The 20,964-nt window shown below is 70.9% G+C and carries 22 protein-coding genes and 1 tRNA gene; 13 read left to right on the forward strand and 10 right to left on the reverse strand.

Annotated features, from left to right (window positions below):
- Positions 1-976 (reverse strand): LacI family DNA-binding transcriptional regulator (locus ETD85_RS35885; protein ID WP_420847269.1); only part of this gene is annotated, 976 nt, incomplete at its 3' end.
- 68 nt (positions 977-1,044) lie between these two features.
- On the opposite strand from ETD85_RS35885, the gene ETD85_RS35890 reads away from it, so the two are divergent.
- Both ETD85_RS35890 and ETD85_RS35895 read left to right on the forward strand, forming a co-directional pair.
- Complete coding sequence (locus tag ETD85_RS35890; protein ID WP_138694270.1) at positions 1,045-2,217, forward strand: CynX/NimT family MFS transporter; 1,173 nt, start codon at positions 1,045-1,047, stop codon at positions 2,215-2,217.
- A 14-nt stretch (positions 2,218-2,231) separates the two neighbouring features.
- Positions 2,232-2,885 (forward strand): (2Fe-2S)-binding protein, encoded by a 654-nt coding sequence (locus ETD85_RS35895; protein ID WP_138694271.1) that lies wholly within the window; start codon positions 2,232-2,234, stop codon positions 2,883-2,885.
- A 104-nt stretch (positions 2,886-2,989) separates the two neighbouring features.
- Here ETD85_RS35895 and ETD85_RS35900 read toward each other — a convergent pair whose 3' ends face one another.
- Both ETD85_RS35900 and ETD85_RS35905 read right to left on the reverse strand, forming a co-directional pair.
- Positions 2,990-3,547: a cysteine dioxygenase gene (locus tag ETD85_RS35900; protein WP_138694272.1), complete on the reverse strand. Its 558-nt coding sequence runs from the start codon at positions 3,545-3,547 to the stop codon at positions 2,990-2,992.
- A 325-nt stretch (positions 3,548-3,872) separates the two neighbouring features.
- Positions 3,873-4,835 (reverse strand): amidohydrolase family protein, encoded by a 963-nt coding sequence (locus ETD85_RS35905; RefSeq protein WP_240779648.1) that lies wholly within the window; start codon positions 4,833-4,835, stop codon positions 3,873-3,875.
- Between the two features lie 180 nt (positions 4,836-5,015).
- On the opposite strand from ETD85_RS35905, the gene ETD85_RS35910 reads away from it, so the two are divergent.
- Complete coding sequence (locus ETD85_RS35910; protein ID WP_138694273.1) at positions 5,016-6,005, forward strand: LacI family DNA-binding transcriptional regulator; 990 nt, start codon at positions 5,016-5,018, stop codon at positions 6,003-6,005.
- A 161-nt stretch (positions 6,006-6,166) separates the two neighbouring features.
- Here ETD85_RS35910 and ETD85_RS35915 read toward each other — a convergent pair whose 3' ends face one another.
- Together ETD85_RS35915 and ETD85_RS35920 are read right to left on the reverse strand one after the other, a co-directional pair.
- Entirely contained in the window at positions 6,167-7,507 is a 1,341-nt protein-coding gene (locus ETD85_RS35915) for an aromatic amino acid lyase (RefSeq protein ID WP_138694274.1), read from the reverse strand.
- Positions 7,508-7,513: 6 nt separating this feature from the next.
- The gene (locus ETD85_RS35920) at positions 7,514-7,894 is read right to left on the reverse strand and encodes a phage holin family protein (protein WP_138694275.1); all 381 of its coding nucleotides are present in this window, start codon (positions 7,892-7,894) and stop codon (positions 7,514-7,516) included.
- Positions 7,895-8,027: 133 nt separating this feature from the next.
- Between ETD85_RS35920 and ETD85_RS35925 the strand changes: the two genes are divergently transcribed.
- On the forward strand, positions 8,028-8,303 hold the full coding sequence (locus ETD85_RS35925) for a hypothetical protein (RefSeq protein WP_138694276.1): 276 nt from the start codon (positions 8,028-8,030) through the stop codon (positions 8,301-8,303).
- Between the two features lie 126 nt (positions 8,304-8,429).
- Here ETD85_RS35925 and ETD85_RS35930 read toward each other — a convergent pair whose 3' ends face one another.
- Positions 8,430-9,233, reverse strand: a complete 804-nt coding sequence (locus ETD85_RS35930; protein ID WP_138694277.1) for an FAD:protein FMN transferase — start codon at positions 9,231-9,233, stop codon at positions 8,430-8,432.
- A 51-nt stretch (positions 9,234-9,284) separates the two neighbouring features.
- A complete protein-coding gene (locus ETD85_RS35935; RefSeq protein ID WP_138694278.1) occupies positions 9,285-9,998 on the reverse strand; it encodes a ferredoxin reductase domain-containing protein in 714 nt (237 codons plus the stop codon).
- Between the two features lie 51 nt (positions 9,999-10,049).
- Between ETD85_RS35935 and ETD85_RS35940 the strand changes: the two genes are divergently transcribed.
- The 3 genes from ETD85_RS35940 to ETD85_RS35950 all read left to right on the forward strand — a co-directional run bounded on the left by ETD85_RS35940 (position 10,050) and on the right by ETD85_RS35950 (position 11,743).
- Positions 10,050-10,442 carry an OsmC family protein gene (locus ETD85_RS35940; RefSeq protein WP_138694279.1) on the forward strand — a complete coding sequence of 131 codons (393 nt, stop codon included), beginning with the start codon at positions 10,050-10,052 and terminating at the stop codon, positions 10,440-10,442.
- Between the two features lie 259 nt (positions 10,443-10,701).
- A complete protein-coding gene (locus ETD85_RS35945) occupies positions 10,702-11,625 on the forward strand; it encodes a nucleoside hydrolase (RefSeq protein WP_206059039.1) in 924 nt (307 codons plus the stop codon).
- A gap of 41 nt (positions 11,626-11,666) precedes the next feature.
- Positions 11,667-11,743 (forward strand) — tRNA-Lys (locus tag ETD85_RS35950).
- A gap of 129 nt (positions 11,744-11,872) precedes the next feature.
- On the opposite strand, the gene ETD85_RS63510 is transcribed toward ETD85_RS35950, so the two are convergent.
- Positions 11,873-12,019: a hypothetical protein gene (locus ETD85_RS63510; protein ID WP_170247013.1), complete on the reverse strand. Its 147-nt coding sequence runs from the start codon at positions 12,017-12,019 to the stop codon at positions 11,873-11,875.
- 101 nt (positions 12,020-12,120) lie between these two features.
- Positions 12,121-12,978: a DUF4429 domain-containing protein gene (locus ETD85_RS35955; RefSeq protein ID WP_138694281.1), complete on the reverse strand. Its 858-nt coding sequence runs from the start codon at positions 12,976-12,978 to the stop codon at positions 12,121-12,123.
- 49 nt (positions 12,979-13,027) lie between these two features.
- Between ETD85_RS35955 and ETD85_RS35960 the strand changes: the two genes are divergently transcribed.
- A complete protein-coding gene (locus tag ETD85_RS35960; RefSeq protein ID WP_138694282.1) occupies positions 13,028-13,609 on the forward strand; it encodes an HD domain-containing protein in 582 nt (193 codons plus the stop codon).
- 36 nt (positions 13,610-13,645) lie between these two features.
- On the opposite strand, the gene ETD85_RS35965 is transcribed toward ETD85_RS35960, so the two are convergent.
- Positions 13,646-14,356 carry a FadR/GntR family transcriptional regulator gene (locus tag ETD85_RS35965; RefSeq protein ID WP_138694283.1) on the reverse strand — a complete coding sequence of 237 codons (711 nt, stop codon included), beginning with the start codon at positions 14,354-14,356 and terminating at the stop codon, positions 13,646-13,648.
- 175 nt (positions 14,357-14,531) lie between these two features.
- Between ETD85_RS35965 and ETD85_RS35970 the strand changes: the two genes are divergently transcribed.
- The 5 genes from ETD85_RS35970 to ETD85_RS35990 are packed head-to-tail and all read left to right on the forward strand — an operon-like array spanning position 14,532 to position 20,964.
- The gene (locus ETD85_RS35970; protein ID WP_240779649.1) at positions 14,532-16,136 is read left to right on the forward strand and encodes an ABC transporter substrate-binding protein; all 1,605 of its coding nucleotides are present in this window, start codon (positions 14,532-14,534) and stop codon (positions 16,134-16,136) included.
- Positions 16,133-17,092 (forward strand): ABC transporter permease, encoded by a 960-nt coding sequence (locus ETD85_RS35975; protein ID WP_138694285.1) that lies wholly within the window; start codon positions 16,133-16,135, stop codon positions 17,090-17,092. Before ETD85_RS35970 ends, ETD85_RS35975 begins: the two co-directional genes overlap by 4 nt.
- Entirely contained in the window at positions 17,089-19,047 is a 1,959-nt protein-coding gene (locus ETD85_RS35980; RefSeq protein ID WP_138694286.1) for a dipeptide/oligopeptide/nickel ABC transporter permease/ATP-binding protein, read from the forward strand. Before ETD85_RS35975 ends, ETD85_RS35980 begins: the two co-directional genes overlap by 4 nt.
- Positions 19,040-20,029 carry an ABC transporter ATP-binding protein gene (locus ETD85_RS35985; protein WP_240779650.1) on the forward strand — a complete coding sequence of 330 codons (990 nt, stop codon included), beginning with the start codon at positions 19,040-19,042 and terminating at the stop codon, positions 20,027-20,029. The genes ETD85_RS35980 and ETD85_RS35985 overlap by 8 nt, the downstream gene beginning before the upstream one ends.
- Positions 20,026-20,964: a dihydrodipicolinate synthase family protein gene (locus ETD85_RS35990; protein ID WP_138694288.1), complete on the forward strand. Its 939-nt coding sequence runs from the start codon at positions 20,026-20,028 to the stop codon at positions 20,962-20,964. Before ETD85_RS35985 ends, ETD85_RS35990 begins: the two co-directional genes overlap by 4 nt.

Consider the following 20,964-nt stretch of genomic DNA (forward strand, 5'->3'; position numbering starts at 1 on the left):
GGAGCTCGCCGGAGCCGCGGGGGATGAGGCGGACGGGGAGCTGGATGTGCTCGGGCGGGCCCGCGTCGCCGCGCAGGCGGCGGAACAGCAGCTCGGCCGCCACCCGCCCCATCCAGGCCGGATCCTGCGCGACCACGCTCACCCCGGGGTCGAGCAGGTCGGCCAGCTCGAAGTCGTCGAACCCGACCAGCGCGGGCCGCCGCCGCCCGGCCAGGGCCCGCAGCACGGTCACGGTGTAGCGGCCGTTGCCGGTGAACAGCGCCGTCGGCGGATCGTCCGAGCCGAACAGCCGGGCCAGGTCCGCGCGCACCGACTCGGGCGACGGTGCCCGCATCACCACCAGCCGCTCGTCGAACAGCCCGCCGAGGGCCTCCTGGTAACCCTGGAGCCGCTCGGCCGCGGTGAAGATCGCCGGGTCGTCGCCCAGGAAGGCGATCCTGCGGTGCCCGTGACCCAGGAGATGGCGGACGGCCTGGGCGGCCCCGCCCACGTTGTCGGTGAGCACGGTGTCCACGTCGAGCCCCGCGCCCGGTGGCCGGTCCGCGAACACCACCGGGGTGCCGGTCTCCAGCTCCGGGCGCAGGTAGGTGTGGTCGTCGCCGGCGGGCACCACGATCAAACCGTCCACCCGGCGCGCGCAGAACGTCTCGACCAGCTCCCGCTCCCTGCCGGGCTCCTCGCCGGAGGAGCCGCTCAGCAGCAGGCAGCCGTGCTCGATGACGACGTCCTCCACCGCCCGGCTCAAGCCCGAGTAGAACGGGTCCGCGACATCCTCGATCACCAGCCCGATCGTGGCGGTCCTGCCCCTGCGCAGCACCCGCGCGCTCTCGTTGCGGCTGTAGCCCAGCCGGTCGATGGCCGCGCGCACCCGCTCGGCGGTGGCCGGATGCACGCCGGGCTCGCCGTTCACGACGCGCGAGACGGTCTTGAGCGCCACGCCCGCCGCCGAGGCGACGTCCTTCATCGTCGGTCTCACGCCAGGATCATTTCCTACTTGAGAGGGGTAGACAACGTTGTCAGAGGGCTATGCGAGAGTGGTCCTCTATGTCGTTGAGATCCGCCGTGCTTGTGGCCGGGTTCGTCCTCGCCGCGCTCAATCTGCGCCCCGCCATCGCAGGTGTCTCCCCCCTGCTCGACGAGATCATGAGCGACGTCGGCCTCACGCCCGCGGGCGGCGGCGCGATCACCACGGTCATGGTGGTCTGCCTGGGGGTGTTCGGGCCGATCGCGCCGCTGCTCGCCCGGCGCATCGGGCTCGACCGCACGCTGCTCGCCGGCCTGTTCGTGATCGCCGCCGGCGTGGTGCTGCGCGGCCTCGACGGCGCGCCCGTGCTCTATTTCGGCTCCGCGCTGGCCGCCACCGCCATCGCCGTCATGAACGTGTCCATGCCCGGCATCGTCCGGCAGCACTTCCCCTCCCGGGTCAACCTCATGACCGGCGTCTACGTCTCCGCGGTGGTGGCCGGCGCCGCCTCCGTCTCCGCGCTGGTGATCCCGCTCGAACACGTCACCGGGTTCGGCTGGCGCGGCGTCTCCGCGCTGCTGGCCGTGCCCGCGCTGCTCGCCGCCCTGCTCTGGCTGCCGCAGGCGCTGGGCAAGCAGGCGGGGCGGCAGGGCGGCCCCAGACCGTTCGCCACCGTCCTGGGCAGCCGCCTGACCTGGTACATCACGGCGTACATGGGCCTGCAGTCGCTCACCTTCTACGTCATGCTGGCCTGGCTGCCGACGATCTACCTGGAGGCCGGGCTCCCCGCCGACCAGGCGGGCTACCTGCTCAGCCTGACGAACCTGGTCCAGGTGGCGGCCTCGCTGGCGGTCCCGGTGCTGGCCGGGCGGCGGGCCTCGCAGGTGCCGTATGTGGTGGGCGCGGGGGTGCTGACCGTGCTCGGGTATCTGGGCGTGCTGCTGGCCCCGACGACGCTGCCGTGGCTGTGGATGATCGTGCTCGGGGTCGGCCAGGGCGCCTCGTTCGCGCTGGTGCTCCTGATCATCGCGATCCGGCCCGCCGATCCGGCCGCGGTGACCGCGCTGTCGTCGGTGGCCCAGTCCGTGGGGTACGTGGTGGCCGCGGTGGGGCCGCTGGTGTTCGGGTTCCTCAGGCAGGCGTCCGGCGGCTGGTCGCTGCCGCTGACGGTGGGGCTGGGCGTGGTCGCGGTGCAGATCTTGGCTGGCTGGTTCGCCGGCCGCCCTGCTACTTTAGGTAAGCCTAACCTTTAGTAGGAGGATCCAGCGTGCTGACCGAGACTCTCCAGCGGGTCGCCGACGGGCGTGGCGGGGTGATCGGGGTGGAGCCCGCTCTCGTCATCGAGCCCGACGAGACCTGGACCGCGGTCACCGAGCTGCTGCGGGCGCCGTACGCGCTGCTGGACGAGCTGATCACGCAGACGGCCGCGCGCTGGAACGCGCCACACCACGTCGGGGCGGCGCTGTTCTGGAAGACGTTCGGATACTGGCACACGTTCCCCATGGCGCTCGGATGGGCGCTGGACGGTCAGGTGCCGATCATGCGGCTGGCGGACACGTACTTCAAGGTGTCGGACGCCGGGGTGACGATCGCGGCCACCCGCGTGAGCTGGGCTTCCGGCGCCGGGGCCATCGGCGAGGCGCTGGGCGAGTCGCAGCGGCCGCTGGTCGAGGCCATCAACTCCTTGGCCAAGGTGGGCGAGCGGACGCTGTGGGGGTCCACGGCGGAGGCGTTCGCGCACCCGCTGATCTCGATCGCCCCTGGCGACTACATGCGGCTGCTGAAGGAGATCGGCAAGCCGGTCGACGGGCTGGTCGAGCCCGTCGACGGCGGCTACTTCCGCAGGACGTGCTGCCTGTGGATCACACTGCCCGACGCCGAGGCCTGTGGAAGCTGCTGCGTGCTCCGGCCGAAGCGCTGAGAACGTCGAGTGAGAGCGCCGGCCAAGGCCGGAGCATCTGTCGCGCGGTTCAGGCCGGAGCGTCTGTCGCGGCGCTTATGCGGGAGCGTCTGTTGCCTGGCCTACTAGGCCACGACGACGTCGTCCATCGGCCTGAGCTCGTCCGCGTAGCTCACCGAGACGCGGCGCATGACGCCCGTGCCGTCGATCGAGTACTGGCCGAGCCGCCACAGCGGCGGCGAGTAGGCGTGGATCGAGACGCTGTTGTCGACCGCGCCGTTGAGCCGGTGGATGTGGTCGGGGCCGAACGAGAACGACTGCCCTTCCGTCACCACGGTCTCCAGGTGCTCGCCGCCGATGCGGGGGTTGCACTCAAGGAGCGCGCCCTGCACCACGTGTACGGCCCCGGAGGAGATGTCGTGGTCGTGCCAGCCCGTGTCGTCCTCAGGACGCCAGCACAGCAGCCAGACGTCCACGTAGGCGTCCCGGTAGAGCGAGGCGTAGTGCCGTCCGCCGTCCGCGGGGAATTCCACCTGATCGCGCCACTCTTCCGGGTGGGCGGCCAGGTCGTTCACCAGGTCGCGTAGCTCACGCCGGTCGAGAGTGCGTTCGGGGAGCTGGGCACAGGTGCCCCCGTCCTGGATCTGGTTCGTGCTCACGTACGAGTCTCCTTTCTTGCTCATGGCCTCACTCCGAGAAGGGGGGCTCGGTCGCCTCATGGCGCCGCCTTCCCCCGCTGTGGTCGCTGCGCTCCCGCCGCTCCTCCAGGCGACGACACTGCTGTCCTCATGGCCTCACTCCGAGAGGCGGGGCTCGGTCGCCTCATGTCGCCGCCTTCCCCCGCTGTGGTCGCTGCGCTCCCGCCGCTCCTCCAGGCGACGACACTGCTGTCCTCATGGCCTCACTCCGTGAGGCGGGGCTCGGTCGCCTCATGTCGCCGTCTTCCCCCGCTGTGGTCGCTGTGCTCCCGCCGCTCCTCCAGGCGACGACACTGCTGTCCTCATGGCCTCACTCCGTGAGGCGGGGCTCGGTCGCCTCATGTCGCCGCCTTCCCCCGCTGTGGTCGCTGCGCTCCCGCCGCTCCTCCAGGCGACGACACTCCCTCGCCAGGAGCCGGCGGGGGTTTACCGTCCGGATGGCGTGGCCTGCGGCGGCCCCCAAACCGGGGTCTGGTGCGGTGGCGTAGGGGGCGTCCGAGCCGTTGACGACGACGTCGATGCCGAGCTCCCTGACGATCGCGTCGATCGCCCGGGGGCCGTAGGAGGAGGTCTCCACGAAGAAGCCCTGATCGACCTGGCCACGGTTGTTGCCGCCACGGGCGATCAGGCGTTCGGAGTGGAGGGGGGCGAGTCCGGCCAGGAGCGCGAAGCAGACGCGCAGCCTCGGGTGCCTGGGCCTGACGACGGCGTGGAAGTAGTGCCAGGAGGCGTGCATCTGCTGCACGTACGGGACCAGCGCGGGCCACCACGGCCTGGCGGGGGCGGTCCGGCCCGAGTGCGCGAACAGGCTCGCGGGCGCGGCCGGCCCCGGGTGCACGAACAGCGGCAGGTCGCGCTCGGTCAGCACGTCGAGCAGGCGGTCGTCCGGCTCGGCCGTCGCGGGGATCTGCAGCCCGGCGCAGCCCCGGTCGAGGTCCTTGGCCAGCCGGCCGGGGTCGGGCTCGCTGTGGCAGGTGGCCGCCCAGACGCCGAAGGGCTCGCCGAGCGCCAGCGCGCCCTCGTGGTAGGCGTCGAGCAGCGGCCAGGACTCCTCCGGCGGCAGGAACTCGATGCCCAGCGGGCTCGACAGCGACACCAGCGCCAGCTCCAGGCCGGTGGTGTCGCGCTGCTCGTGATCGGCGGGATCGACCTCGTAGGGCGGCTCGCCGTCGAGGATCAGCGTCCAGCCGTCGAGATAGGGCGGGGAGGTGCGGGCACGCAGGGCGTCGACGAACGAACGGGTCCACAAATGCTGATGAACGTCGATGGCCATGACGGGCTCCCTCCCCTCATTTCCTACTCATATTACATGTAAATCGTATACGCTGCGACGCGATGGCTGTGAACCGCTTCAGTGATACGTTTCAGTGAACCGCTTCACCTCCGGATTTGTCAACGGCGCTCTCCGCGTTTGGGCCGGGCTTCTGTCGGTGCGACGCAATAAGCTGGCGGGATGCCTCGCAAGAGAGCCACGATCCGTGAAGTGGCCCAGGCCACGGGCCTCTCCCCGGCGGCCGTCTCCTATGCCCTGCGCGGGTTGCAGGTCTCGGAGGAGACGATGGAGCGCGTACGCGCCGCGGCGGCCGAGCTCGGCTACGAGGCCGACCCCATAGCCAGAGCCCTGGCCAGCGGCCGCACCGGCATGATCGGGCTGCTCTGCGGCTCGCTCGAGGACCTGTGGCAGCAGTCCCTGGCGGTCGGCATCTCCAGGGGGCTTCGGGAGAAGGACCGCTACGCCCTGATCCTCGACGCCGTCGGCGACCCGGGGCGGGAGCGGGCCCTGGCCCAGCAGCTCCGCGACCAGCGGGTGGACGGCATGATCGTCCAGCCGGTCGATCCGGCGGCCGCGTTCTGGCCCGAGCTGTGCGAGTCGCTGCCGGTGGTCGCGATCGGCGACTCGCTCGCGGGCACGGCGGGAGAGGTCGTCTTCGACAACCGGCGCGGCGTGACGCTGGCGCTGGAGCACCTGCGCGCCATGGGGCATCGCAGCATCGCCGTCCTCACGCCGACCAGGGCCAGCACGCCCGACCGCCCGGCCGACGTCCACGTCACGGCCGAGGCCGACCGGCTGGGGCTGGACATCGAGCTCGTCACCGCGCCCCACGGGCTGGCCGCCGCCACCGGGGCCGCGCACGAGATCCTGACCAGGAAGAAGCCGAGCGCCGTCTTCTGCTTCGCGGACTCGATCGCCTACGGGGTGTACGCGGCCGCCGCCGAGCTCGGGCTGTCCGTCCCGGGCGACGTGTCGATCATGGGGTATGACGATCACCCGATGTCGGGGCTGCTCACGCCGGGGCTGACCACGGTCGACTGGGACATCGACGGGATCGTGCGGGCGGCGGTGCGGCTGATCTCGGCGGCGGCCGACGGCGGCACCCGCCGCCGCCGGGTCGTCCAGAGCCCCACGCTGAGGGAGCGAGGGTCGGTCGCACAGGCGCCCTGAGGGACCCACACGAGCGGGAGCAAGGGTCGGTCGCACAAGCGCCTAGCGCCGCCGTGAGGGACCCCTTCGACTGGGAGCCATGTGACGGACCCCGCGAGCGGGGTCGAAGTGCCGCGGACCCGCCGGGTCGCGGCCCCTGGGGAGTGCCCCTGTGCGCGGGGTCAGGTGGGGCGGGGGCGTGACAGGAACTGGCGGGAGGCGTTCAGGTCGGCGGTGAGCGGGCGGTCCGGGGCCGGTGGGCGCAGGGCGCGGGCGGCGGCGCTGTGCTCGCAGGCCAGGACGATCTCCAGCGGCTCCAGGCAGCGCAGGGCGTGGCGGGCCGCCTGGGTGGCGAAGCTCGCGTGGTCCTCGGCACCACGGGAGATCACCGCCGTGCCCGTCGTCACCGGGGTCGCGAGGTGGCGGAGCTCGGCGAGGGCGTCCTGGGCCACGTACTCGATGATCAGGGCTCCGGAGGCGCCGGGGCGGTCGGCGAGGAAGGCGTGGCGGCCGGTGTAGGCCGGATCCATGAGGGTGGCCAACCGGGCCGCGCTGAGCTGGGCCGTCTGCACGAGCGCGGCCCGCACCTGGTCGAGGGCCAGCGCCACGGGCGCCCCGTGGAAGTTGCCGTTGTGCCAGGCGAGGGTGCCGGAGATGAGCGGGTTTTCGGTCGCGGCGTTGAGATCGGTCTCGACGGTGGCCGTCGCCCGCTCCAGCGCGTCCATGGCGGCGCCGTGCACCTGGGCGAAGGCACGGAAGCCGTACGGGTCCTGGACCCGGATGGGCTGTGCCCGGGTGAGCAGGCCCCGCAGCCGGGCGGCCACGGCGGCCTGCCCCGGGTGCGGGCGGGCCTCCTGCACGGCGGCGGACAGCGGCTCGGCCGAGGCGTCCACGGCGGTGAACGAAGTCGCGGCGACGTCGATGGCGGCGTCGAGCAGCAGGCGCAGGCGGTGGCAGGCGATCGCGGCGTCCGCGAGGGTGGCGGCGCCCGAGCTGATGAACGGCAGCGCGTCGTCCGAGGTCAGGGGAAAGAGCGGCGGGGAGCCGGCGATGGGCGAGGCGCGGGGCTCGTGGTGCCAGGGGAGCTCGCCCAGCAGGCACAGGGCGGCGGCGGCCAGGGCGGGGAGGTCGCCGGTGCCGATGGCGCCGTAGGTCTGGATCGGCGGGGTGTAGCCGCCGTTGATCGCGTCGGCGAGCACGGGCAGGACGGCCGGGTCGATGCCGGAGCCGCCGGCCATGAGCTGATTGAGCCGCACGACCAGCATCGCCCGCGCGCGGGCGGGCTCGATCGGCGGGCCCGCGCCGCACACGTGGCTGCGCAGCAGGTCGAGGCCCGGGGCTTTGAGGGCGATGTCCCTGTTCGCGCCGACGCCGGTGCTGCGGCCGTAGACGAGGCCCGTGAGCCCCTGGGCGGTGGCCCACGAGGCCCGGGCCCGATCCGGCGAACCGATCGTGACCCGGGCCCCGTCGTACGCGGCCTCGTAGACCTGCGCGCAGGTCAGGCCCGCACCGTCAAGCTTCATGGACGGTCAGTCGTTGTCAGGAATGAACAGGCCCAGCAGCCAGCTCACCACGCTGATGATGATCGCGCCCCAGAACGCGGCCGGGTAGAAGTTGTCGACGTGGAAGGGGATGTCGAGCTGACCTGAGATCCAGCTCGTCAGCAGCAGCATGGCCGCGTTGATCACGAGGAGGAACAGCCCGAGGGTCAGGACGATGATCGCGCACCCCAGCGCCTTCACGATCGGCTTGACGATCGCGTTGATGACACCGAAGATCAGCGCCACGACCAGCAGGACGCCCCAGTATTTCGCCGTGTTCGTCTGACCCCCGACCTCGATGCCGGGGACGAGCTGGATGGCGACCCACAAGGCGACTGCCGCCGCAAGGGTTCTGATGATGAATCTCACGCTGATTGATCCTCCCACTTCAGCTCGGCAATGCGATAGAGGCGCGGGCACCGCGATGTCCGCCGGTCACCGCAGGTAGTCACCGGTTATCGTCGGCCCGCGTGGGGAAGGGGCGTGCAAGGGAGGGAGCGAGATGGACGCCAACGGGCTCGAATCGATGCCGGCCGACGAGTTGCACGATCGGGCGGTGCGTTACGCCGTACGCCACGGGGACCTGGGGTTCTTGTGGGATCTGCTGAAGGTGATCCCGGCCGCCGAGGCCGCCAGCGGTCACAAGGACGAGACCGCCAACGACCTCAGCAGGGTCTCCGCGCTGCTCAGCGACGCCATCGCGGCGGGCGAGGGCAAGCTGGGGGAGGCGCTGCGCCCGATCTACATCGAGTATTTGCGTAAGCATCCCGACGCCTGACCTCGTCACACAGGCCCAGTCGCTGAGGCCCGGTCGCCGGGGCCCGGTCGCTCGGAACTCCGAGGACCGGGCCCCAGCGACCGGGCCCTTTGCTGGGCCGGCGCCGAGCGGGCGGGCCCGTGCGGCTCAGCCCGCGAGGCGGGCTTCCGCGCCGCTCCGGCCGGTGAGGCCGGGCGTGCTGACCTCCTGGCCGTCCCGGCTGATGATCATGGTCTGGTACGGCCCCGACGCGGCCAGCTCGGCGGCGAAGCGCCGGGCGAGCAGCGGCCCCATGGCGTAGATGGCGGTGGCGTAGGCGTCGGCCACGCCGAGATCGGGGCCGATCACGGTGACCGAGCCGAGCGCGTCCTGGACCTCGCCGGTGTGCGGATCGACGATGGTCGACCCGCCCGAGGTGGCGATGCCCAGGTCGTTGGCGACGACGACCTTGCGGACCACGTCGTGGCGCGGATCGCGGATGCCGACGCGCCAGGGCTCGCCGGGGGCGGCCGAGCCGCGCACCCTGATGTCGCCGCCCGCGGTGATGCGGTGGTCACCCGCGCCGGCGTTGGACAGGGCCCGGGACAGCCGCTCCAGCGCCCACCCCTTCACGTAGCCGGAGGGATCGATCACGCCGTTGATGCGGGCCTCGAACCAGCCGCCGGTGGCCTGGCTGAGCTCGTCGCAGCGGTGCAGGACCTCGACGAGCTCGGGGATCTGCCGGATCGTCCGGCTGCGGTTGAGCCGCCCGATCTGGCTGTCCTCCTTGGCCGGGCTGAAGGTGTCGTCCACCCACCTCAGCCAGGCGAACGCGTCATCCAGCAGGGGGGCCAGCTCGCGTGCGGGGAGAGCTGTGCGGATGTCCACACTGACCGGTATGCCCATGACCATCTCGACCCGGGCGCTCCCGGGGAAAGTCATCGTGGACTCGGCGTTATGAGTAGTCGTCACCTTGCCTCCTTGTCCCGCGACCCACCGTTGCAGACGGCACGTAATGTGAAGCTAAACCTTTTGCCCCGATTTGAAATGAATCTGTGACTTCGGGATAGCCAGGCGTGACAGGGCGCCGGCGACGTACCGCTTGAACTGGCGCGGACCGGCTACCACCACGTCGCGGTCGGCGATGTCGGGAATCTCACGGCTCAGCCCGGAGGCGCTCAGGCGCTCCTTGATCCGCGGGTCGTGCTCCCTGCCGACGACGAGGACCAGGCCGTAGCGGGCCTCCAGGTCGCGCAGCTCGTCGGTGACCTGCTCGGTCCGGTAGACGGCCACGGTGTCCGAAGCGGCGCCGGCCGCCTCCTCCAGGCGGGTGCGCAGGGCGCTGGGATCGAGGCCGGTCGCGATCAGGACGACGCCCCTGGCCGACTCGGGCACCCGATGGCTCCAGACCGCCATCACGGCCGCCATCGCATAGAGGATCAGCGAGACCGCCCGGCTGAGCCCGGTGGTGTAGGCCGTGGAGCTGAACTGGTGTGCCACCAGCAGCGCTCCCGCCAGGTAGCTGCCGAGCCGCAGACGCTGTCTGGCCTCCTCGGTACGGAGGTAGTCGGCGGCCTTGACGCTGATGAAGCCGATCGCGACGAGCAACGCCGCGGCGGCATACGCAGTCGGACTCCACGGATAGCCGAACCCCGGCTGGATCGCGCCGAACTCGGCTACCGCGACACCGCACCAGAAGAGCACGGGTCCCTGATTCGCATTCACCTCGCTAGCCATGCCTTCACGATGCTGAATGAACATGAGAGGTTTCTGAGTAGGGTCTGAAACATGGCTAACGTGCGGGTTGAACGTACCGATGAGGGCGGATTCAGGGCCACGAACGCCCGTGGCGCCGAGGTTCGGATCGGCAGCGGCGACGAGGACGGGGCCTTCAGCCCGGTCGAGTTGCTGCTCGCGGCGGTGGGTGGCTGCAACATCGTGACCGTCGAGCCACTCACGGCGAAACGCGGTCATCGGCTGGTGCGGCTGGAGATGACGGTGCAGGCGGAGAAGGTCGAGCCGAACAAGCTCGGCCCCGTGACGATCACCTACGACGTCGAGCTGCCGTCGGAGCAGGCGGACGAGGTGTTCAGAGCGGTGGCCGGGCGGGTCCACGAGAAGTACTGCACGGTGAGCAGGTCGCTGGAGGAGGGCACGGAGGTCCGGCTGGAACTTCCATAGGTCTTCCGTAGGTGGATTAAACAGATATTCGACCCCGTTATGACGCGACCGTTGCATTCGTCTCGGTAGCGTTGTAGCAGGTCAAGAGTCCTGCTGACCTAGCAGACCTTCACCGATGCGGACGCGGAGGGGGACCGCGAGCCGCCAGTGCGGGACCGCCGACGTTTTTGGGGGAAATCGTCGGCCTGGACCGCCGCCGATCGGGCCGGGCAGCTTTGGGGGAACTGCCCGGCCCGATCTATGCGTATCCTCCGTTCCCGTGAAGAAAGTTGTCATTGACTGTGACCCCGGCATCGACGACGCGCTCGCCCTCGCTCTGGCCGCCGGTTCCCCCACGCTCGACGTGGTCGGCGTCACCACGGTGGGCGGGAACGTCGATCTCTCCCTGACCACCGCGAACGCGCTGGCGCTCAGGGAGTTCCTGCAGATGGGGGATGTGCCGGTGACGCCCGGCAGCGCGGGAGCGCTGCTGCGGCAGACGGTCAGGGCCGCCCACGTGCACGGGGCGACGGGACTCGGCGACGTGGTCCTGCCCGCGCCTGAGCGCGGGCCGTCGGAGGGTCACGCGGTGGACTTCATCATCGAGACGCTGCGGGCCGCGCCCGGCGAGATCACGCTGGTCGCCGTCGGGCCCCTGACGAACATCGCCCTCGCCGTACGCCGCGAGCCCCGCGTCGTGGAGTGGGCCCGCGACCTGGTCATCATGGGCGGCTCCTACACCAGGGGCAACACCAACCCCGCGGCCGAGTTCAACATCCTGGCCGACCCCGAGGCCGCCGCGATCGTCTTCGAGGCCGGCTGGACCGTGAAGATGCTCGGTCTGGACGTGACCCTGTCGGCCCTGGTGACCTCGGCCGTCCTGGACCGGATGCGGCCGCTCGGCCGCCTGGCGGAGCTGCTGGTGCCGGCCGCGCAGTTCTACGGGGTCGTGACGGCCGACGGCGGGCCGGCCATCCATGACGCCTGCGCGGTGGCGTACGTGCTGGAGCCGTCGCTGTTCACCTGCGTGCCTGCCGTGGTGAACGTGGAGACGACCGGGACCTACACCCGGGGGATGACGGTCACGGACTTCAGGCTCCGCGACCGGCGGCCGAACGCCCTGGTGGCCACGTCGCTGGACGTGAAGAGGTTCTGGGACCTCGTGATGGAGCGCTACGAGAGGCTGGCGGGCCGCCTCGGCTGATGTGCGGGCAGTGCTCGGCGGCTGATACAGTTACTTCTGTTGCGCCGCTAGCTCAGTTGGTTAGAGCAGCTGACTCTTAATCAGCGGGTCCGGGGTTCGAGTCCCTGGCGGCGCACCAGCATCGACCGGGCGCTCTCCCTGCTGGGGAGGGTGCCCGTCGTCGTTTCCCGGCCTCTCCCGGGCGCGGCCGTGTTTCCGGCTCTTGCGGGCGCGGCCGTGTTTCCCGGCCTCTCGGGCGCGCCGTCCCTCAGTCCGGGGCGAAGGCCTCGGGCCACCGCTCCGCCAGCTCTGACAGATCGTCCGGCACGGTCACGAAGCGGGTCTCGTCCGCGTGTGGCAGGGCGAACAGCATCTCGCCGTACGCGGCCAGCGCTCTCATCAGCCAATCGCTCACGCGGATTTCATTACCCAGTGAGATGATCTCAATCCTCTTGATCCAGAATCTTCCTCCGGTCAGGGGTGTTCCGGGGTCTGCGGCGTACCGGGGAACCGGGGTCAGGAGTCCTGGAGGCGGCGGATCATGGCCTGCTTGGCCGTCGCGAACTCCTCGTCCGTCAGCACCCCCGACCGGTGCAGCTCCCCGAGCTCCGACAGCCGGCGCAGGACCGCGTCGTGCACGTCGTCGGAGACGGCGGGCGGCGGCGGCAGCTCGGCCACGTTGCGCGGCAGGCGGGCCAGCACGGCCGCCGCCACCAGCGCGGTCGCGCCGCCGAAACGCTGGATGCCCCAGGACACGCAGCGCGGGTCCTTCTGCGGCGACAGCGCGGGCCCCTCGCCCTTGACCCTGAAGCGCAGCGTGCCGTAGCCCATGCCGGACTGCGGCTTCCACTCCACCCCGGTCAGGACCGGCAGCGGGAACTCCTGCGAGCCCGCCTTCTCCTTCTCCGAGCTGGCGAACCCGGTCCACTCCAGCCGCACCCGCTCGCCGTCGAAGATCGCCGTGCCGTCGCCGGCCGTCGCGGCGATGGGGATGGAAGGGCCGGGCACGAGATAGTCGTCGCAGGGGGCGCTCGGCGTCTGGTAGACGGCCAGGGTGTCGCGGATCTCGTCGGCGAAGTATTCGGCGGCGCCCGCGCGGGCCTTCGGGACGGCCAGCCGGTAGGGGTCGGCGGGCGGCCCCAGGGACCCGGCGACCGCGTCGGAGAGTGGGTCGGCCCCCTTGCGGAGGCGCAGGCGTACGTGGCCGCCCTTGCGGCCCGGCTCGAACGCGACGCTCGCTATCGCTTCGAGCGGCACCACCACCTCGCCCAAGGTCCTGCGTAACTCGTGTACGTCTTTGTCGCTGCCAGGCACGATGCGGAGGATTTCGCCGTTGAACGTCCACGAGCCGTCGGGGACGGCGATCTCGGCCATATCCTCAGCCTAGGACACGTTCCGGCACGGCCAAGTCGAGAGGAACAGGATGGAGATCTTCACGAGCTGGACCTGCTGGAAAGAGGCGGAAGGCCCGCTGGCCAAGGCGCTGCCACCGGAGACGGTCGGCGTGCTGCGCGAGGCGGTCGCGTTCGCCGGGCGGCGGCACGGGGTGCAGCAGCGGCCGACCGGACGGCCGTACCTGGAGCACCTACTGGAGGCGCTGGAGGTGGCCGTGACCGGCGCCGGCGTGATGGACAGGGACGTGCTGGTGGCGATCGTGCTGCACGACGTGGTGGAGGACACCCCGTGCACCGAGGCGGAGATCGCGCGGCGGTTCGGCCCGCGCGTGGCGGCGCTGGTGAAGTGGGTGACCAAGCCGCCAGGCGGGGTGAAGGCCGACTATCTCGCCTCTCTCGTCAAGGCGCCGCCCCAGGCCGTGCTCGTGAAGCTCGCCGACCGGGTGAGCAACGTGCAGCAGCTGCAGCGGATGCCGTGGCGGTTCCAGCGGCGCTACTACCTGGAGACCGTCGCGTACATCATGCCGCTGGCCGGAGCGCACCCCTGGTTCGCCCACTGGTACGCCGATTGGCGCGAGCACTGGCGCCGGGTCGAACGCTGGCCGGGCTGACCCTGAGGGCCGCCGGGCAGGGTCAGCCGGCCAGGGTCAGCCGTGGATCCTGGCCACGCGGTTGCGCACGCCCTCGAAGTGGGCGTGCACGGCGGCCACGGCGGCGTCCCGGTCGCCCGCGAGCACGGCCGTGTAGATGTCCCGGTGCCGCTTGACGACGTCGCCGGGCGGCTCGTCCGGCTCTCCGAGCCGGTCGCGCAGCTGGTGGTACACGTCCCAGAACGCCCCCAGGAGCTGGCTCACGAGAGGGTTGCCGAGCGGCCGGTAGAGGAGGTCGTGGAAGAGGCGGTCGGTCTCCGGCGAGACCATGCCGGCCTGCGCCTCGGCCTCCATCCTGGCGATCACGTCGGCGACCGCCTTCAGGTCGACCTCCCGGCCCAGCTCGATGAGGCGCTCCACGAGCCCGCTCTCCAGGATCTCGCGGATCTCGATGAGGTGCACCAGGTGGTTCATGCCGTTCTGCAGCGTGATGCGGCTGTGGAAGGCCAGCTCGTCCACCAGCCCCGACAGCGACATCCGGCCCACGAACATGCCGAACCCGTGGCGGATGTCCACGATGCCGACGGCCTGGAGCGCCTTGAGCGCCTCCCTGACCGAGTTTCGGCTGACCTGGAGCTCTTCCATGAGCTCCGACTCGGTGGGCAGCGGATCTCCCGCCACCAGCCCGCGCCGGACGATCAGGTCCTTGACACCCTCTTGGGCCTCGACGGCACGGCTGGGGCGTGCCGGACGCGGGACAGCGGTCATGAAGAATCCCTCTCTAGTAGGCACTTGCGTAACATTCCGGAAATCTCCTGTTGACCTCAAGCGGGCCCGGCATCTAGCGTCCACCTTACGCACAAGATAGGACATGGGATGTCCCACGTTCTACCCTCAGCCGCACAAAGTGCAGCGCCGCTGCACTCACCCCCAGGAGGAACCCGTGAGCTCTGAGTTCAGTCGCCGCGACTTCCTGCGTTACAGCGGAGCGACGGGTGCGGCGGCGTTCATCGCGGCCACCCTCTCCGCCTGTTCAGGCGGCCCGGCCTCGACCGGCTCGGTCGGCGCCGGATCCAACAAGGACCTGATCACCGCCGTGATCGGATACGGCAACGACCAGAGCTGGGACCCGACCCAGACGGCGTCGGCCTTCGCGATGGCCGGCATCAGCCACGTCTACGAAGGGCTGCTCGACACCGACCCCATCACGCGGGAGCCGTACCCGGCGCTGGCCACCGCGCTGCCCACGGACCTGAACGCGACCTCGTGGAAGTTCACCCTCAGAGAGGGCGCCAAGTGGCACGACGGGCAGCCCGTCACCGCCGACGACGTGGTCTTCACGTTCGAGCGGATCCTAGGCCCCGACAACGTCCTGACCGGCAACTTCTTCAAGTCCTGGCTCAAGGAGGTGAAGAAGGTCGACGACCGGAGCGTGGAGCTGGTCTTCAAGTTCGCCTTCCCCGACGCCGCGCCCAGGCTGACCATCGCCAAGATCATGCCGAAGCACGTGTTCAGCCAGGCGGGGGCGTGGGACCAGGCCAAGGGCGGCAAGGCGGTGGGCTCGGGGCCGTACCGGCAGACCGCGCACAACCCCAAGTCCAACACCTCCTTCGAGGCGTTCGACGGCTACAACGGCCCGCGCCCGGCCACGGTCAAGAAGATGAACTGGCTGACGATCGTGGACGCCGCCGCCCGGGTGGCCAAGATCTCCGGCGGCTCCGCCGAGGCGCAGATCGCCGACAACATCCCGTACGCCAACGTCGAGCAGCTCAAGCAGCAGGGCCTGACGGTCGAGGGCGGCAAGGGCATGAACCACATGTTCCTGATGTTCAACACCGGCACCAAGCCCTTCGACGACGTACGGGTGCGCCAGGCCCTGCACTACGCGATCGACAAGCAGAAGATGATCGACGTGGCGCTCAAGGGCCACGGCACGGCCTCCAGCTCCTTCCTCAACGAGGGCCACCCCGACCACAAGCGGGCCTCCGTCGTCTACGACTACGACCCGGAGAAGGCCAAGGCGCTGCTCAAGGAAGCCGGCGTGAGCAACCTGACGATCAACCTCATGGCCGTCAACGTGAGCTGGATCGCCGACTGCCTGCCGACGATCGCCGCCTCGTGGGAGGCCATCGGCGTCAAGACCACGCTGGAGCCGCAGGACACGGCGGCGCTCTTCACCAAGATGGACCAGTTCCAGGACTACCAGGTGGTCGCCGCGGCCTCGAACCCCAACCAGTTCGGCATGGACGCCGACCTGATCCTGCACTACAACTACGTGCCGGGCGGCCTGTGGATGAAGTACAGCCACTGGGACGGCAGCAAGGACGCGGAGAAGCTGTTCGCGATGATGGACGAGGCCGGCAAGGAGACCGACCAGGCCAGGAAGACCGAGCTCATCCACGCCTATCTTGATCTGGTCGCCGAGCAGGCCATCCTCTACCCGGTCGTCCACAACGAGCTGATGACCGCCTGGGACCCGAAGAAGCTGTCCGGCATCCGCGCCCAGCCCTACCCGGGCATCAACCTGCTGCAGGCCAAGCGCACATGACGCTCGTCGCCAGGATGCTGCTGCGGCGGCTCCTCATCCTGATCCCGCTGGTGCTCGGCGTGGTCGCGTTCGTGTTCATCGTGATGCGCTTCTCCGGCAGCAAACCGGAGTACGCCTACTTCCAGGGCGCGAACCCGACCCCCGAGCAGATCCACCAGTTCCAGCTGGAGAACGGCCTGCTGGACCCGCTGCCGCTGCGTTACGTCCGCTTCGTCGCGGATCTGGCGCAGGGCGACATGGGCACCAGCGTGCTCACGAAGAAGCCGGTCATCGAGTCGGTGATGACCGCCCTGCCGCTGACGCTGCAGCTCACGCTGCTCGGCCTGGCCGTGGCGGTGGTGCTCGCGCTGCTGCTCGGCGTGACGGCCGCGCTGTTCCGCGACCGCTGGCCCGACCAGGTGATCCGGATGGTGTCGCTGATCGGCGTGGCGGCTCCGGCGTTCTGGCTGGCGCTGCTGATGATCCAGTGGCTGGCCGTCGGCGAGGGCCTGTTCCCGACCGGGGGCTACATCAACCCGGCGGACTCGGTCACGGGCTGGCTGCAGTCGATGACGCTGCCCGCCCTGTCGCTGTCGCTGCCGATCGCCGCCCAGCTCACCCGCATCATCCGTACGTCGATGGTGGAGGAGCTGGACCGGGACTACGTGCGCACCGCGATCGGCAGCGGCCTGCCGCCGATCGTGGTCGTCGGCAGGAACGTGCTGCGCAACGCCCTCATCAACCCGCTGACCGTGCTGGGCCTGCGCATCGGCCATCTGATCGGCGGCACCGTGGTCATCGAGACGATCTACGGCCTGCCCGGCATGGGGCAGCTCATGATCAACGCGGTGCGCGACGGCGACCCGGCCGTGGTCCAGGGCGTGGTGCTCACGATCGCGGTCGGCTTCATGGTCGTCAACCTGGTGGTGGACGTCCTCTACCTGCTGGTCAACCCCCGGCTCAGGAGTGCCGCATGAGACGTGGACTGACGGAGCGCCTGTCGCGGCCCGGCGTCGCCTTCCGCCGGCTGAAGCCCATGTCCTGGGTCTCGGTCGGCATCATCGCGGTGGTCGTGCTGGCCGCGCTGCTCGCGCCGTGGATCGCGCCGCACTCGCCGTACTTCCAGGAGGCCGCGGGCGGCGGCCCGTCGGCCGCGCACTGGATGGGCCTCGACAGCGCCAACCGCGACATCCTGTCCAGGCTCCTGTCCGGCGCCCGCTGGTCTCTGATCATCGGCCTCGGCGCGACCGGGCTCGCCCTGGTGACCGGCGCGGTCGTCGGCGCGGTCGCGGCCACCTCGCGCAAGGCCGTGGACGAGACCCTCATGCGCGTGCTCGACGTGATCATGGCCTTCCCTGGCATCGCGCTGGCCGCGGTGCTGGTGGCGGTGTTCGGCGGCAGCATCCCGGTGCTGGTCATGGCCATGGCCTTCCTCTACATGCCGTCCGTGGCCAGGGTCGTGCGGGCCAACGTGATCGCCCAGTACGGGGAGGACTACGTCGCCGCCGAGCGGATCATCGGCGCCCGCACGCCGCACATCCTCATCAGGCACGTCGCGATCAACTGCGCGGCCCCCGTGCTGGTGTTCTGCACGGTGATGGTGGCCGACGCGATCGTCTTCGAGGCGTCGCTGTCGTTCATCGGCGCCGGCGTACGCCCCCCGAACCCCTCCTGGGGCAGCGTCATCGCCGACGGCAAGAACCTGGTGCTGCTGGGCGGCTGGTGGGCCACGGTCTTCCCCGGACTGCTGATCCTGATCACCGTGCTCGCCCTGAACATCCTGTCGGAAGGCGTCTCCGACGTCTGGGCCGCCCCGGCAGCGGGCAAGCCGGCGCCGAAGAAGGACGACGCCTTCGAGCAGGCCCGGCCCGGCACCGGCGAGATCGTCGAGCTGCCCGGCCTGGCCGAGGCCGCGCAGCGGCTGGCGGAACGCGCCCGGCCGCTCCCGCAGGGCCCGCCGATCCTGTCGGTGGAGCGGCTGCGGATCGGGTTTCCCACAGGTGAGGGCCGCCTCGCGGGGTCGGCGACCGTCGATGTCGTCGACGGGATCGGCTTCGAGGTGCGCCCGGGCGAGGTGCTCGGCCTGGTGGGCGAGTCGGGCTGCGGCAAGTCGCTGACCGCGCTGACCATCATGGGCCTGCAGCCGCGCGGCGCCCGCGTCAGCGGTCACGTGCGATTCGACCAGCGGGAGCTGCTGGCGGAGTCGCGCGGCGCCCGCCGCCGCCTGCTCGGTCACGAGATGGCGATGATCTACCAGGACGCGCTCTCCTCGCTGAACCCGGCCATGACCATCAAGGCCCAGCTCAAGCAGCTCACCCGGCGCGGCGGCCGGCGCAGCCCCGCCGAGCTGCTGGAGCTCGTCGGCCTCGACGCCCGCCGCACCCTGTCCTCCTACCCGCACGAGCTGTCGGGCGGGCAGCGGCAGCGGGTGCTGATCGCGATGGCGCTGTCGCGGGAACCCAAGCTGATCGTCGCCGACGAGCCCACCACGGCGCTCGACGTGACCGTCCAGGCCCAGGTCATCGAGCTGCTGCTGCGGCTGCGCGAGGAGCTCGGCTTCGCGCTGATCCTCGTCTCGCACGACCTCGCGCTGGTCGCCGACGTCACCGACCGCGTGGTCGTCATGTACGGCGGCCAGATCGTCGAGACCGGCGTCACGGCGGCGCTGGTCGGCGCGCCCGCCCACCACTACGCCCGGGGCCTGCTGGGCTCGGTGCTGTCGCTGGAGTCGGGGGCCGAGCGGCTGACGCAGATCCGCGGGGTGGTGCCGTCGACGGCGGACTTCCCCGCCGGGTGCAGGTTCGCCGACCGGTGCCCGATGGCCGCGGACGTGTGCCGTACCGAGACTCCGGTGCTGGCAGGGGACGCCACGCACGCGGTGGCCTGCCACCGTCCCGCGATCGCCCTGGTGAGGAGTGAGCAGCGTGCTTGAGCTGAAGGACGTGCACGTGGTGCACAAGGCGCGCTCGGGCGGGGTGTTCTCGCGCGACCGCGTCTACGCGCTGACCGGCGCGGACCTCACGATCGCGGCCGGGGAGACGGTCGGGATCGTGGGGGAGTCGGGGTGCGGCAAGTCCACGCTGGCCAAGGTGCTGGTGGGGTTGCAGCGGCCGACCTCGGGCACGGTCACCTTCCGCGGCCGGGACCTGTGGGCGCTGCGGGAGTCCGAGCGGCGCGCGCTGGTCGGGTCGAGCGTCGGGATGATCTTCCAGGATCCGTCGACGGCGCTCAACCGGCGGCTGCCCGTCAGGCAGGTGCTGCGCGACCCGCTCAACGTGCACGGGCGCGGCACCCCCGCCCAGCGCGACGCCCGCGTACGCGAGCTGCTCGACCTGGTCGGCCTGCCCTCGGGCGTCGCCGACGCGCTGCCCGGCCGGCTCTCCGGCGGCCAGCGCCAGCGCGTGGCCGTGGCCAGGGCGCTGGCGCTCGAACCCGACCTGGTCATCGCCGACGAGCCCACCAGCGCGCTCGACGTGTCGGTCCGCGCCCAGATACTCAACCTGCTGCTCGATCTGAAGGACCGGCTCGGGCTGGCGCTGGTGTTCGTCTCGCACGACATCCAGACGGTGCGCAGGATGAGCGATCGTGTGGTCACCATGTATCTGGGCCGGATCGTCGAGCAGACGCCGGCGCAGGCCGTGCCGCTGGGCGCGCGGCATCCGTACACGCGGGCGCTGTTCTCGGCGACGCCCGGGCTGATCTCGCCGATCAACCCGATCCCGCTGGTGGGCGCCGTGCCCTCGGCCACCAGGCCGCCGAGCGGGTGCCCGTTCCGTACGCGGTGCTGGCGGGCGGACGACCTGTGCGCCGCCGGCTGGCCCGCGGCCCGGAGCGACGACGACCACCTGTTCCACTGCCACCACCCGGTGGTGGCGGGAGCGACCGACCTCGAACTGATCCAGGAGCGCGCATGACGACTGCTAATTTCGCCGGGTCCGCGACGCCGAAATTGACCGGAGTGATTCCCCCGGTTTGCACCCCTTTGACGCCTGACTACGAGGTGGACGCCGCCTCGCTCGTCCGGCTGATCGATCATCTGGTCGAAGGCGGGGTGGACGCGCTGTTCGTGCTGGGGTCGTCGTCGGAGGTGGCGTACCTGACCGACGCGCAGCGGCGGGTGGTGCTGGACACCGTGGTCGGCCACGTGGGCGGGCAGGTGCCGGTGCTGGCCGGGGTGATCGACATGACGACGCCCCGGGTGCTCGACCACGTGCGCGTCGCGGCCGAGGCGGGCGTGTCCGGGCTGGTGGCGACGGCGCCGTTCTACACGCGTACGCACCCTGACGAGATCCGCACCCACTTCAGGACCATCGCCGCCCGTGGCGGCCTGCCGCTCTACGCCTACGACCTGCCGGTCTCCGTGCACACCAAGCTGAGCGCGGAGCTGCTGCTGGGCCTCGCGGCCGAGGGCGTGCTGGCCGGGGTGAAGGACTCCAGCGGCGACGACGGCGGGCTGCGCGCGGTGATCCTCGGGCGGGAGGAGCCGTTCAGCGTGCTCACCGGCTCCGAGGTGACCGTGGACTCGGCGCTGTGGATGGGCGCCGACGGCGTGGTCCCCGGGCTGGGCAACGTGGACCCGCAGGGGTACGTCGAGCTGTACCGCTGCGCGGCCCGCGGCGACTGGGAGGCCGCGCGGAGCGAGCAGGAGCGCCTGGTCAGGCTGTTCGAGATCGTCACGGTCGGCGGCGCGCGCATGGGCGGCAGCTCGGCGGGCCTCGGGGCGTTCAAGGCCGCGCTGCACCTGCGCGGCGTCATCGACTGCCCGGTCACCGCGCTGCCGCAGATCCCGCTGAACGACGAGGAGACCGGCCGGATCGGCAAGCTCCTGGCGGCCGCCGGTCTCCTCTAG

It is taken from the genome of Nonomuraea zeae, assembly GCF_005889725.1.
GTDB classification, from domain to species: domain Bacteria; phylum Actinomycetota; class Actinomycetes; order Streptosporangiales; family Streptosporangiaceae; genus Nonomuraea; species Nonomuraea zeae.